Below are 13,233 nucleotides of genomic sequence, written 5' to 3' on the forward strand. Positions count from 1 at the left end.
CATGAGCGACCGCAACACCCAAGCATCACCGACTTCTTCAGCAGTATGCGTTGAAGAAGTTACCCCCTGGAATGGGAAACTGGAAAATAGATTTGTTTTTCTGACCTTGTGTCTTATGTTCTCGTTGGCCGTTATTTTATTGCACTGGCTATACCCGTCTAAAAATACTGAACGGGTTAAAATTCCCAACGAAATACGACAGCAGCTCACCTCATTGAGTAATGCGGCTGAAGAAATTTTATTGCTTAAGGAGCTGGAAGGCACTCAGCCCAGCTTGCAAAGTTTGCAAGATATGGGAATAGCCCCTTTCAGCCAGATTCAGTTGGCTTCGATGGCTGAGCTAGAGTGGTTTCAGAAACCGAATTGCTTTATCGGGTTTGGCCAATTAAACAAAGATGACAACCAATTTCCCGAAAAGTATTTTCAACTGCAGTTGTCGTTCAAACAAAGCCCTGCCAACTTAACTTCAGCAACGCATGGTCATGACCATAACCAAGCATCTAGCACTGAACAATCTGTTCAGCCTTATTACACCAGCTGGCGTTTCTTAGAATCCACTGAATTTAAGTCGGTCTTTGAAAATACCGCAAACTCTGAGTGCCATTCGCAAAGCGATGCAGAACCGTGGCATGTATTTTCTCTTATGACTGAACAACACTAAGGACACCCCGTGAAACACCTTGCGTTTGATAAACTCTTTCTGATTCCGTTGATGTTGTTGCTGTCACTCTCTTCATCTTCTTATGCGAAACAGCTCAATATCGGCATCACCCTTCACCCTTACTACAGTTATGTAAAAAACATCGTAGGGGATAAAGCCACCGTAACCCCTCTTATTGAAGCGGGTTTTAACCCTCATTCGTACAAGTTGTCACCTGCAGATTTAAGCCGTTTAAAAGCCATGGACGCCATTGTGGTGAACGGGATTGGTCATGATGAATTCGCGATTGAAGTCATCAAAAAACTCAATCTACCTGATCTTACAGTTATCCAATCTAATAATGCCGTTCCGTTAATCGGTAACCCTCAAGGCACTAAATTTAACCCACACACCTTTGTAGCGGTTGATGCGGCCATTCGCCAGATTTACACCATTGCCCGTGAACTGGCTAAATTAGACCCGGAAAATGGCAAGTTCTTTCAAAGAAACGCATTAAAGTACGCGCGTGAACTCAGAGTATTAAAAACCAAAGCGCAACAACAGTTGGCTCAACTGGATTTATCCCATGTCCGTATTGCCAGTACCCATAACGCTTATGGTTATCTGCTTCAGGAGTTTGGCATGACGGTATCCGCCGTTATTGAACCAGCTCATGGGGTTTCTCCAAACGCCTCTCAGTTGCAATCGACCATCGACAAAATCCGTGATGCGAATGTTCAAATTCTTTTCACCGAGTTGAATATGGCAAACCAATACGTGGATGTGATTGAACGTGAAACCAATACTCAACTGTTCCACTTTTCTCATATGACGTATGGCCAGTACCGCCCCGAGTTAGTGGTGGAGGACATGAGCCACAATTTGGAAACCTTGGTTAAAGCCGTTCAATACGCGGCCAGTAATTAGTCAGGAGAGCCAAGCAAATGATCCCTTCTCTCATCTCAGGCCCAAGCCTTACCTTAGACAATGTTTCCTTAACCATAGGCAGTCAACGCTTACTGGATGCCATTCACTGTGAATTTGAATCCGGCCAGTGGCACGCAGTGCTCGGGCCAAATGGGGGTGGCAAAAGTACGCTACTGAAAACCATTCTTGGCCTGACGCCACACAGCGGCTCAATCAAAGTTAACTGGCCGAAAGAGGCATTAACAGGCGCTAAGTCAAAACGTGGCAACATCGGTTATATTCCTCAATTGATGCCGTTTGATGCCAGTTTGCCTATTTCAGTGCGTGATTATCTCTTGATGTCTTTGTCTTCCCGACCGATCTGGTTCAAACGAAAACTGCCCAAGACCGTCGAAACCGCATTGGAACACATCCAGTTAAAAGATAAATTGGATCGCCGCATCGGAGATCTGTCTGGCGGCGAACGTCAGCGACTCATGCTAACGACTGCCATGCTACAAAACCCAAGTCTGTTAATTCTGGATGAGCCCATGACCGGGCTCGACAAAACAGGGCAACAGGAAACGCTGTCCCTACTTAGTAAGTTCCATCAGGCCGGAGGCACCATCGTCATGGTTGAGCACGATTGGAACATCGTAAAAAACCATTGCGATCAGGTGTATTGGATTGACAGCTCACTCAAACTTAAACAGAGCGCGACTGAATTCTTTGAGCAAGCAGCCAGCTCCAACCAGGAAAAGCAAGGCATCGAGCTGTCACCTTCAATGAGTCAAACAGCGAATCATCCGCTGATTACCAGCTGATCGCTCTGTACTTTTTGATTACTAGAAGAATCACCATAAATGTTTGGTTAATAACACTATGAATTTTGTTTACGACAGTTTTAATCAATGGGTTAACCAAGGTTGGTTACCTGAGATGTTTGGTTACGAGTTTCTAATTAATGCGCTCTTGGCCAGTTTGATGATTGGCCCTCTCTTGGGCTTACTGGGCACGTTGGTGGTGGTAAAGCGTCTTGCATTTCTTTCTGAAGCAGTTGGCCACAGCGTATTGACCGGTGTGAGTATCGGTATTTTATTAGGAGAGCCGGTCGAGTCTCCGTTAATTAGCCTATTCACCTTCTCCATTTTCTTCGCGTTGTTGTTGCAATGGATTAAAGGTCGCTCAACCATTCCTTACGATGCCTTAATTGGTGTATTTCTCTCCTTTGCTCTGGCAATGGGAGCAGCCCTACTGCTTTATGTCGCTAAACACGTCAATGCGCACTTAATTGAACAGGTGATGTTTGGCTCGATCTTAGTCGCCAGTACCAGCGATTTAATCATGCTGGCCATTATCTGCCTAATCGTTGCATTGCTAAGTTATCAATACGGAAACCACGCCTATTTGGTCGCGATTTCACCGGAAGTCGCTCATAGCCAGAGAATTAATACCCGCGCCCACGATTACGCATTTGTGATCTTAATCGCGCTGATTACCGTTGCTTCAGTAAAAATTATTGGTGCCGTTTTAGTAGGCGCCCTGTTGTTGATTCCCGCCGCCAGTGCCCGTTTAGTAGCTACCAATATCAAACAACTGTTGATCTTGTCGGTATTATTTTCCAGCAGTGCCTCGGTGCTAGGTGTTCTGATTCCTATGTACGGCCAATGGCCTGTCTCTGCTGGCCCGGCGATCACCTTATTTGCTTGTGGTTGGTTCCTGATATGTCTGCTAGTACGTCAATTCAGAGGACAAACAGCTTAACGTTATGGAAGGATTTATGAATAAACGATGGTTGCTTTCTACTCTAGTTCCTGCGCTAAAACCTACATTCGCAGCGACAATCATGGCCACTGCCTTGTTATCTTCGGGCTGTCAAAGCCTGACTCAACAGCCTCAACCAGCAAACTCGGTTGAAGCAGAACATCAGCAAGCCAAACAACAGGTCGTGCTGAAAATAGCTACCATTACCCCAGTGGTCGAGAGCATCACTCAATCACTGACCGAGAATACGGAAATAGAACTGGTTTATTTACCTTCTCAGCGTTACAGCATCAAACGTATTCCTGGCTGGTTGAAGAAACAGGATCATAATGCCTTTCCGGAAGTAGATGCGGTGGCAGGGATTTCGTCTGTGTGGTCTGAACTGGATGCTTACCCATCATTTCGTTTGCAGAACATTCAGGTCGTACCAATCGACCTGGCACACGCCTTGGTTCCTGGTGGGGAGCGTGTCGCCATCACTCAGCAAGACAACTCCCTTGAAGCGCAAACACCCAGTTACTTCTGGTTAAACCCATCAAACGCATTAATCATGGTGGGCATTTTAAGCCGGGATCTAAAAGCGTTAATCAACCAGATGCCCTACTCGCCTGAAACCCGAGATACGCTCATCAGCACCATCAATCTGAACCAAGCCAATATCAACACATCGTTGCGTGAGTTTCAGGTCGCCTTAGATCAAACCTTAATGGATCAGGGGTTTATGCAAGTAACGACCGACAAACCAGAGCTGAATGAATTATTAGCCGCAACGCTTCTACCTGACGTATCCTTGGAAGAAGCCAAACAGGGGGACTTCCCGACGCTCCTAATCACCAGCCGAAAGACCTCTCATAAAAGCTACCGAACCCTTCCTTCACACATCAAGGTTTGGAGCATTGATGATTTTGGCAAAGTGAAACCTGGCTCTTTTTCCGAGCGCTGGGCTAATACCTTGAAAAGTCTTAATACGATTTGATAGTGAAAAACTAAAGAGCCTCTGAAGATGCCCGGCATTAGCAGAGACGAATGCGCTGTTGGCTTAGCTCGCTGGACGGGAGACGGGAGACGCTGGAAACTTTTGCAGCATCTTCCTAGGTGATACCAAATTTTTCAGCACCATCAGCACGAATTGTTTCGATACCGCTAGCTAACGCTCTCTAACGTCTTACATCTCCCGTCCAGCATCTAGCGCTTCAATCAACGCTTTCGCCTCTTCCAGCGAAAACTGACTAAACACCTTAATCCCATGTTCAGAAAGCAATTTGGCCGTAATGCCCTGTCCGGGGATTTTTGTGTTTGAGAAATGGCCATCATAAACAAGCGTACTGCCACAGCTTGGGCTGGATTCGGTTAACACCGCAACTTTGATATTGAAACGTTCACACAGAGCCAAGGCGTTTTCTGCACCTTTGAGGAACTCAGACGATACGTCCTCACCGGTATCATCAACAACTCGTCCATCAAGTTGAAGTTCAGCGGGGGGTCTTGGCGTAGGTAATCCGCCGGACACTTCTGGGCAAATACTCACAATTCGCCCCTCTTTAGCCCAAGTATCTAAAATCGCCTGAGCTTGAGTATCTACCTTTTCAGCAACGTTAAGATCCGTTCCATTATATCGAACCGGATTGCCAAGAAAGCAGGCACTGACCAGTACTTTTTCCAAGTGACTTCTCCAATAATCCTGTCCTTGGGATACCCAAGGACAGACTTCGATTATTACTACTGCAATGAACTAATGGTCAATCAACCGTTAGAGCCGCCGGTCACCATAGCGATGAACTCGGCTTCGGTCATATTGTGGGTTTCGTTCCCAAAGTGATAAAACTCTGGTTTACGATCAATGAAAATTTGCTGTTTAAACTCAAACTTCGATTCATCATCAAAGAAGCCAGCAGGCACTATGTATTCGTTGCTTTGTTTCACTCGATAATACAAGTGCGTGCCACAGTGCTTACAAAAGGCACGTTCACCCCATTCCGAAGAGTTGTACGCGGTGATGTGTTCTTGGCCTTCGAATTTTAGGTTAGGAATACCATCGGTAGCGAAGAACGGACCTCCACCCCAGCGACGACACATGCTGCAATGGCATACGCCCACTTGTGGTTTCATTTGGGTTGTTAGAGAGACATTGCCACACAGACAGTGACCGTGCATTTCCATTGTTTCAGACATTTGAATTCCTCCTTGACGTTCGCAATAAGCGTAAAAGACTAAACTAAATCCTAACTACTTCCATAGGCTTTTATCCGAAAAACATTAGCTCTTATGGCCTTTTCGATAATCCCCTGGCGTTAAGCCCGTCCATTTCTTAAAGGCACGATGGAAGGTACTGGCTTCGGAAAATCCCATTTTCTCCGCAATTTCCTGAATGCTTAATTCAGAACGATCCAAAAAACTAATGGCGGTATCTCTGCGAAGAGAATCTTTGATCTCCTGAAAGTTAGTGCCTTCTTCTCTGAGTTTTCTGCGCAAGGATTGCGGGGCCAAATGCACTTGATCTGCGAGCCAATCAAATTCAGGAAAATCGGCCGTAAAATCTCGACCAAGTAAGCTTCGAACTTTGGCGGTCATGGTATTTCGTTCTTCTGGTCTGGCCAATAGATTAGCGGGCGACACTTGAAGAAACTCTTTCATTTTCGCTTCAGATTGAATCAACGGCAGTTGCAGATATTTCTCATCAAACACAAGCGCCGTCTGTTCGCAGTCAAAGGTCACAGGGCACGCAAACAATTGCCAGTATTCTTTTTCATGCTCAGGGGCTGGATAGGCTAAACGCACTTCTTTTAAAGGAATTCGACGATCGACCAGCCAACTGGAAAAGCGGTGCCAAATCACCAATAGACTTTCACTAAGAAAGCGATCAGGGTCGTATTCAAGATCAATCTTAAAGGCCAATGTTGTTTGTTCACCCTGTTTTCGCAGTTTGATAGCGACACTGCCCTCGAACAAGCTATAAAACTGCCCGGCCCGTCTTAACGCGTGTTCTAGCGTATGACAATGGATGACCGCCTTACACATCATTGAAAAGCAGCCTAGCGGGCTGGAAACTGGTGCCAAGCCCATGTACTCGTCTTTGAGCTTGATCCATAACGAACGAATCAAAATCGCGTATTGAGCAGCGGTAATTCGGAAATGAGGTTCGGTTAAGACTTCGGTAGAAATATTGATGCCTGTCAGGAAGGCATCGAGATCCAAACCTTTATTTTGAGCGCCACGCAAAGCAGCCATCACAAAGTTTCTTGGAATTGTATGATTATTTATTGTCATGGCATCCAGATATTTGTTTTTGGAATTTGAATGAGACTCAATGTAAGTCTCTGAATCATATCGACTCAGAGTAATTATGGAAACCGCTAGAGCGACTTTAGCAAAGTTAAGGAACCTCGGATAAAGATTACTTGGGAATCCGGTACTAAGTAAATGTTCATATTCGTCAACTAAATGGGTCTGAGCGGTCATATTCAGCCCTATTCGCTTGCTCTAGGCTAAAGTAGTCGGTCGTAACATCAATCATCAATAGAAATATATAACTAAGGTTGGCGCCAATGCTCAGTCCACTAAAAGGTTTAAAAATCCTCGACTTTTCAACGCTTTTACCAGGACCTTACGCCACCATGTTAATGGCCGATATGGGCGCATCAGTCACTCGAGTAGCGCATCCGACGAAACCCGATTTGACTGAAACGCTTCCTCCCTACATAGGCGGTACGTCTGCTCTGTCAGCTCAACTCAATCACAAAAAAGACTGTTTAAAGCTGGACCTTAAGCAACCGGAATCCTTAGAAAAGATAAAAAGCATTCTGAGTGAATTTGACGTGGTGATAGAACAGTTTCGTCCCGGCGTCATGGCAAAACTCGGGCTGGACTTTGAATCACTCAAGCAGATCAAGCCTAATCTTATCTATTGCTCAATTACCGGCTACGGACAAACAGGTCCTTATGCTGATCGCGCAGGCCATGACATCAACTACCTCGCTCTTTCCGGCATTGCCAGTTATTCTGGCGATAAGACCCAAGGCCCGTCCTTAAACGGCATTCAGATTGCCGACATGGCTGGCGGTTCGCATCACGCAGTGATGAGTATCCTGGCTGCAGTGATTCATAAGCAAAGCACCGGGGAAGGTCAGTACATTGATGTCAGCATGACCGACTGTGCCTTCAGCATGAACATCATCAGTGGCGCACCAATGCTGGCTGGCGGTCACACTCCTCGACCACAAGGGGAACTGTTAAACGGCGGTTTCTTCTACGACTATTATCCAACCTCAGACGGGCGTTACTTGTCAGTTGGCGGCCTGGAGCCCAAGTTCATAGAGCGCTTGGCAAGCATTCTCGATTATCCGTCATTGACACGGTTTGCGCTCAACCCTGATTTGGCAAAACAAGGCGAGCTCAAACAGCGTTTGTCCGATATCTTCAGCCAAAAAACGTTCGATGAGTGGCGCTCAATTTTTGCTAATGAAGACGTTTGTGTGGAACCGGTATTAACCTTGGAAGAAGCGGCACAGCATCCTCACTTCGTATCACGCCAAAGCATCACGGAAACCGAAATCAAAGGCACCAACATCCAGCAATTGGCCCACCCGGTGAAATACTCACAGTAAAAAATGAGTAGATAGCTTTATTTAAACTCGACCTGAAATCCCAGGTGTGCTTTTCTATTCTTTAGGGAACCTCTAAATAAGTCCCTCTCTGCTCAGGCCTATAAGAGAAATGTCTATTTGAGGCGCGGTTTTGAAGGCATAACGGGTTACGTCAAAAAGCCGCAACAAAAAAGAGGCATTTCTCTTAAGGCCCCGTAGGGCGGGGCTTTAAACACGTTATAACTGCGTTGAGCTTCTTGAAAAGGTCTAGACATTCTCTACGAAACTCGCCTTGTTCTAACGTGTTTCTAGCGCCCGCTGAGCTAGAGCGGACTTGTTCAGAGGTTCCCTAGATATACAAACGCATGACCAACTAAGAATAATTTCAGGGAACCCCATGCAGAACTTCAAAAATAAAGTCGCAGCCATAACAGGTGCCGCCTCCGGCATTGGTGCTGCGTTGGCAGAATCTCTAGCTCGTAAAGGTTGTAACCTGGCACTAGCCGATATCAATGAAGCCAATCTAGAAAACATTGCCAATAAACTGGCCCACACAGGCGTTAAAATTACTCAACACGTATTGGACGTATCTAATCAAAAAGCGGTAGCAAATTTTGCTTCGGACGTGATGAAGCAACACAAAGGTATCAATCTGGTCATCAACAATGCCGGTGTCGCTCTGGCGGAAAATATCGATCAAATGAGTTATGGCAATTTTGAATGGCTCATGAACATCAATTTCTGGGGCGTTGTTTATGGCACCAAAGAGTTCTTACCCTATTTAAAACAATCAACAGATGCACACATAGTTAACGTATCAAGCGTCTTTGGTCTTTATGCGGTGCCCACTCAGTCTGCCTACAATGCTTCAAAATTTGCCGTTCGAGGCTTTACTGAATCCTTACAAGAAGAGTTGAGAATTGAAGGCTCGGACATCCAGTGCACCTGCGTCTTCCCAAGTGGTATCAAAACCAACATTGCCCAGAACGGCCGAATGGGAAATACCGCTGATCTTTATCATGCGGAGGAATTGAGGGATAAATTTGACGATTACGCTCATACAACACCTGAAGAAGCAGCGGAGAATATTCTTACAGCAGTGCTGACCAATAAGGAACGAGCGCTGATTGGTATTGATGCCTATGCGATGGATTTGTTGCAGAGATTACTGCCCAGTCGCTATAAATCCGTCTTCGTCCAGGGCACGAAGCTCGCCAATTGGTGGCGAGCTCGAAAAGAGTCCAAAGCTTAAACCGCGGTAACGCGGTTTCTGCCTTCATCCTTCGATTGATAAACAGCCTGATCGGCTCGATCAAATAGATTGCTGATACCGTCATCTGTCGCTGTTAAAGACGATACTCCAAAGCTCGCGGTCACGTCTATGCCTGCGGGCTTTAAGCTCTCAATACGTTCACGAATTGCATCGGCCTTCTCAATGGCAGACAACAAATCACAGTGCGTCAGAATAAGAACAAACTCCTCTCCTCCGAAACGGCAGGCTACATCTTCTGTGCGGCTTTGTTCTTGTAATAACGTCCCAACTTCTTTGAGAACTATGTCACCGATAGCATGCCCATAATTATCATTGATGGCTTTAAATTTATCGAGATCAACCACCACCATGCTTAATGGCTGCTTATGGCGCTGTGCTTCGTTAATGCGCTGCGGCCCAACTTCCATCAAGAAGTGGCGATTATACAAGCCGGTCAGTTGATCCTTCATCGCCAACTCTCTAAGGGCTTCCCGTTGCTCTTGCACTCGGTCAAACAGTTTCTTCGAGCGCAACAGGTTATGAACTCTAGCCATCAGTTCATCATGCAAAAAAGGTTTTGAAACAAAGTCGTTTACTCCTGATTTCAACAAACTAACTCTTCGCGAAGGATCTTCCATCCCAGAAATAGCTAGAATTGGAATCGTATCTTTACTTTGATCTTGTCGAACCTTCTGAACTAAATGAGAGCCTGTCAGCTCCCCTTCTAAAATAATATCTGTAATAATCAGGTCATAATTTTCTTCGTCAAAAGCCTCTAACGCCGCTTCTGCGGTAGTAAAGTGATCCACCTCCATACCATTCAGTTTCAGCAATGTGCTGATCAGCTGAGCCGTGGATCTTGAGTCTTCAACATATAAGATCTTGCCATAGAGTGTTTTGTACTCCATGACACTCAAAACAAACTGCGTTAAGTAACTATCAAAACCTTCCACATCGTTCTTTTTGAAAATTTCAGTTGCTCCGGCTTTGAATACTTCTAACAAAATACTCTTGTTATCTTCCGAAGTGACCAACACAACTGGCGTGTTGCGCTTTTCTTGATCAAGTTCTCGAACTTGACGACAAATATCAATACCCGTGGAGTCTGGCAATAGGTAAGCCACGCAAACCAAGTCAAATGACTTCTGTTGAATCAACGTCAGCGCGTCTCCTGCCGTTTTGCAGGACTCAACACAAAACCCTTGTTTTTGAAGAATGGAAGAAAACACCTGCTGAACAATAAAAGAAGGTTCAATGAGTAACGCTGACAAAGGTTTCTTTGATGGGGAATCAACCATTATACCGCCTGTTCACTGGATGAATTAATCACTTATAAACAAATAGTTAAACAATACTTTTAAAACACAGTTAACACACTATAGCGAAAAAATGTGCTTCTTTGGGCTCCAAATAAAAATTATCTTCAAACTGTGACTGATCATTCAGGTCAATAAATCCGAGAATAACGGCAATTGTTCAAAAACAAGGAGCTAGCAATACTGGTTAAAACCCATAAGGAGAGCGATATGATTCCTCGCACGTTATTTGATTCAGACCATGAAGCTTTTAGAGATGTTGTTAAGAAGTTTTTGGAACAAGAAGCGGTTCCATATCACGAGCAGTGGGAAAAAGATGGACAGATAGATCGTAACCTTTGGAAGAAAGCCGGGGAATTAGGCATGCTGTGTCCAACCATGCCAGAAGAATACGGCGGTACTGGTTGTGACTTCCGTTACAGCGCAATTGTTATCGAAGAAATTGCTAACTCAGGGTGCAGTGGCATTGGCTTCCCTTTGCATTCAGACATCGTGGCACCCTATATCCTTCATTACGGTAGCGAAGAGTTAAAACAAAAATACATTCCAAAACTGATTAGTGGCGAAATGGTTGGCGCCATTGCCATGACTGAACCGGGTGCAGGTTCAGACCTTCAAGGCGTTAAAACTACCGCTATTGATAAAGGCGATCACTACCTGCTTAATGGCTCGAAAACCTTCATCACTAATGGTCAATTAGCCGATGTGGTTATTGTCGTGGCGAAAACAGACCCGGCTGAAGGCGCCAAAGGCACAAGCCTATTGGTTGTGGAAGCAAACTCAGATGGTTTCGAAAAAGGCCAGAACCTGGATAAAGTAGGCATGAAAGCTCAGGACACCTCCGAGCTGTTCTTCCAGGACGTAAAAGTCCCTAAAGAGAACCTACTGGGCGGTGAAGGCCAAGGGTTCTTCTATTTGATGCAAGAGTTACCACAAGAGCGTCTGTTGGTTGGTTTAACTGCTGTTGCTGCCGCTGAAACCGCCATCAAATGGACCAAAGAATACGTTAAAGAGCGTAAAGCCTTTGGTAAACCCGTGATGACCTTCCAGAACACTCGCTTCAAACTCGCGGAACTGACGGCTGATACGCTAGCTGGTCGATGCTTCCTGGATCGCTGCTTAGAACTGCACTTGGAAGGCAAACTGGACGTTCCAACAGCGGCAGCCTTAAAACAGTGGACCACAGACTTACAATGCAAAGTCATGGATGAGTGTATGCAGCTCTTCGGTGGGTACGGCTATATGTGGGAATACCCAATTGCCAGAGCATGGGCCGATTCTCGTGTACAGAAGATCTATGCAGGTACCAATGAAATCATGAAAGAAATCGTTGCGCGCTCGCTGTAATACGATTTGATGACATCTAAGGAGCCAGAGAGATGCCATTTTTCTGGCTCCTGTTCTACACCTAAGAGAGCGATTATCACACACAGTTTCCAGCGTCTGGAACTATCTTCAAAGTAATTGAAAACACTTAATTCTCTTCATTTTCAGACTTAAAAACGATTTACTTTCTGACAGTAATATCGTCTTTATTCTTAGCCCGATGATAGGCTGTTTCCTACACTTAGTTTCAGTTGAACTCTGAAACTCAACAAGCGTTGAAATACGAGTTTTTGAAATATAAGCAACCCACCAGCGGGAGTCAGGCTATGGACGTATCACGTTATCTCACTTACATGGTAGAAAAAGACGCTTCGGACCTCTTCTTTTCCGCCAACGCCCCAGTTCTACTGAGAGTGAAAAACGAAACTCGTCCAATCAACCCCGATACGGTACTTGATAGCAATGATGTCAAGGAAATGGCCTACTCCTTACTCACAGACAACTTAATCGAGCGCTTTGAAAAGGAACTTGAACTGAATGCAGGCATCACGGTTGATGATATTGGTCGTTTCCGGGTAAGCCTACTTCAACAACGCAGAACTGTATCGGCCGTTATAAGACTCATTCATACCACGCCACCGACCGTGGAAGAGTTGCACTTACCGCCAATTTTAGAAGACTTAGTGGAAGAACGCCGAGGCCTAATTCTGGTCGCAGGAGCCACAGGCTCAGGAAAATCCTCTACGCTTGCGGCCATGCTAAATCATAGAAATGAAAGTGCTCACGGACATATTCTGACGATTGAAGACCCCATTGAATATCTACACGACTACAAGAAATGCATCATTAATCAACGAGAACTGGGCGTGGATACACACTCTTATTCGGAAGCGCTCAAAAATGCGGTTCGAGATGCACCGGATGTCATTCTAATCGGTGAAATTCGTGACGAAGAAACCATGAGAAACGCCATCACGTTCGCTGAAACAGGCCACCTTTGCCTAGCAACCATCCATGCCAGTAATGCGATTGAAACCCTGGACCGCGTTGTTAACTTCTTTCCAGAAAGCTACCACCATCAAGTTCTGATGGATTTATCCCGAAATTTGAATGCCATCATTTGCCAACGCTTAATTCGAGGCAAAGACAGCTTATGGCCAGCGGTCGAACTGATTCAAAACAGCCCTTACATTCAAGATCTCATTCAAAAAGGAGAATTTGATCAAATCAAAGAAGCTATCTCCAGGCGTACTCAAGATCGGGATAAAGCGATCACTTTCGACAATTCCCTCATTCAGCTTTATCTGGAAGGACGCATTTCCAGAGAAGAAGCCATTTGCAGCGCAGACTCAAAGCACAATATGTCGGTACAGCTACGTCTGCTTGATGAACGCTTAGGACGCCGCCATCAAATGTAGACACGGCGGACGGTGGCACAAAGAAAAG

Annotated in this window: 13 protein-coding genes; 9 read left to right on the top strand and 4 right to left on the bottom strand. The window is 45.4% G+C overall.

Annotation, left to right across the window (positions count from 1 at the left end):
* The first annotated feature begins 1 nt into the window (after window position 1).
* Genes ACFOEK_RS02005 through ACFOEK_RS02025 form a run of 5 tightly spaced genes read left to right on the top strand, consistent with a single transcriptional unit; the run spans window position 2 to window position 4,286 of the window.
* Window positions 2–661, top strand: coding sequence for a hypothetical protein (locus ACFOEK_RS02005; RefSeq protein WP_386715408.1), 660 nt, complete (start codon window positions 2–4; stop codon window positions 659–661).
* A gap of 9 nt (window positions 662–670) precedes the next feature.
* On the top strand, window positions 671–1,567 hold the full coding sequence (locus ACFOEK_RS02010; RefSeq protein WP_386715409.1) for a metal ABC transporter solute-binding protein, Zn/Mn family: 897 nt from the start codon (window positions 671–673) through the stop codon (window positions 1,565–1,567).
* A gap of 17 nt (window positions 1,568–1,584) precedes the next feature.
* A complete protein-coding gene (locus ACFOEK_RS02015) occupies window positions 1,585–2,370 on the top strand; it encodes a metal ABC transporter ATP-binding protein (protein ID WP_386715411.1) in 786 nt (261 codons plus the stop codon).
* A gap of 58 nt (window positions 2,371–2,428) precedes the next feature.
* A complete protein-coding gene (locus tag ACFOEK_RS02020; protein ID WP_386715414.1) occupies window positions 2,429–3,310 on the top strand; it encodes a metal ABC transporter permease in 882 nt (293 codons plus the stop codon).
* Window positions 3,311–3,326: 16 nt separating this feature from the next.
* Window positions 3,327–4,286 carry a hypothetical protein gene (locus tag ACFOEK_RS02025; protein WP_386715417.1) on the top strand — a complete coding sequence of 320 codons (960 nt, stop codon included), beginning with the start codon at window positions 3,327–3,329 and terminating at the stop codon, window positions 4,284–4,286.
* Between the two features lie 189 nt (window positions 4,287–4,475).
* On the opposite strand, the gene ACFOEK_RS02030 is transcribed toward ACFOEK_RS02025, so the two are convergent.
* The 3 genes from ACFOEK_RS02030 to ACFOEK_RS02040 form a co-directional block, all read right to left on the bottom strand.
* Window positions 4,476–4,973, bottom strand: coding sequence for a DUF523 domain-containing protein (locus ACFOEK_RS02030; protein ID WP_386715420.1), 498 nt, complete (start codon window positions 4,971–4,973; stop codon window positions 4,476–4,478).
* An 80-nt stretch (window positions 4,974–5,053) separates the two neighbouring features.
* Window positions 5,054–5,482: a GFA family protein gene (locus ACFOEK_RS02035; RefSeq protein ID WP_386715423.1), complete on the bottom strand. Its 429-nt coding sequence runs from the start codon at window positions 5,480–5,482 to the stop codon at window positions 5,054–5,056.
* 84 nt (window positions 5,483–5,566) lie between these two features.
* On the bottom strand, window positions 5,567–6,769 hold the full coding sequence (locus tag ACFOEK_RS02040; protein ID WP_386715426.1) for an AraC family transcriptional regulator: 1,203 nt from the start codon (window positions 6,767–6,769) through the stop codon (window positions 5,567–5,569).
* An 86-nt stretch (window positions 6,770–6,855) separates the two neighbouring features.
* On the opposite strand from ACFOEK_RS02040, the gene ACFOEK_RS02045 reads away from it, so the two are divergent.
* A complete protein-coding gene (locus ACFOEK_RS02045) occupies window positions 6,856–7,914 on the top strand; it encodes a CaiB/BaiF CoA transferase family protein (protein ID WP_386715429.1) in 1,059 nt (352 codons plus the stop codon).
* Window positions 7,915–8,290: 376 nt separating this feature from the next.
* A complete protein-coding gene (locus ACFOEK_RS02050) occupies window positions 8,291–9,145 on the top strand; it encodes an SDR family NAD(P)-dependent oxidoreductase (RefSeq protein ID WP_386715432.1) in 855 nt (284 codons plus the stop codon).
* Here the strand turns inward: ACFOEK_RS02050 and ACFOEK_RS02055 are convergent.
* Window positions 9,142–10,443, bottom strand: coding sequence for a diguanylate cyclase (locus tag ACFOEK_RS02055; RefSeq protein WP_386715435.1), 1,302 nt, complete (start codon window positions 10,441–10,443; stop codon window positions 9,142–9,144). The two genes, ACFOEK_RS02050 and ACFOEK_RS02055, sit on opposite strands and share 4 nt — an antisense overlap.
* 228 nt (window positions 10,444–10,671) lie before the next feature.
* Between ACFOEK_RS02055 and ACFOEK_RS02060 the strand changes: the two genes are divergently transcribed.
* Together ACFOEK_RS02060 and ACFOEK_RS02065 are read left to right on the top strand one after the other, a co-directional pair.
* Entirely contained in the window at window positions 10,672–11,808 is a 1,137-nt protein-coding gene (locus ACFOEK_RS02060) for an acyl-CoA dehydrogenase family protein (protein WP_386715438.1), read from the top strand.
* Window positions 11,809–12,113: 305 nt separating this feature from the next.
* The gene (locus ACFOEK_RS02065) at window positions 12,114–13,205 is read left to right on the top strand and encodes a PilT/PilU family type 4a pilus ATPase (RefSeq protein ID WP_386715441.1); all 1,092 of its coding nucleotides are present in this window, start codon (window positions 12,114–12,116) and stop codon (window positions 13,203–13,205) included.
* The last annotated feature ends 28 nt before the right edge of the window (window positions 13,206–13,233 follow it).

It is taken from the genome of Litoribrevibacter euphylliae (assembly GCF_042646085.1).
GTDB classification, from domain to species: Bacteria; Pseudomonadota; Gammaproteobacteria; order Pseudomonadales; family Litoribrevibacteraceae; genus Litoribrevibacter; species Litoribrevibacter euphylliae.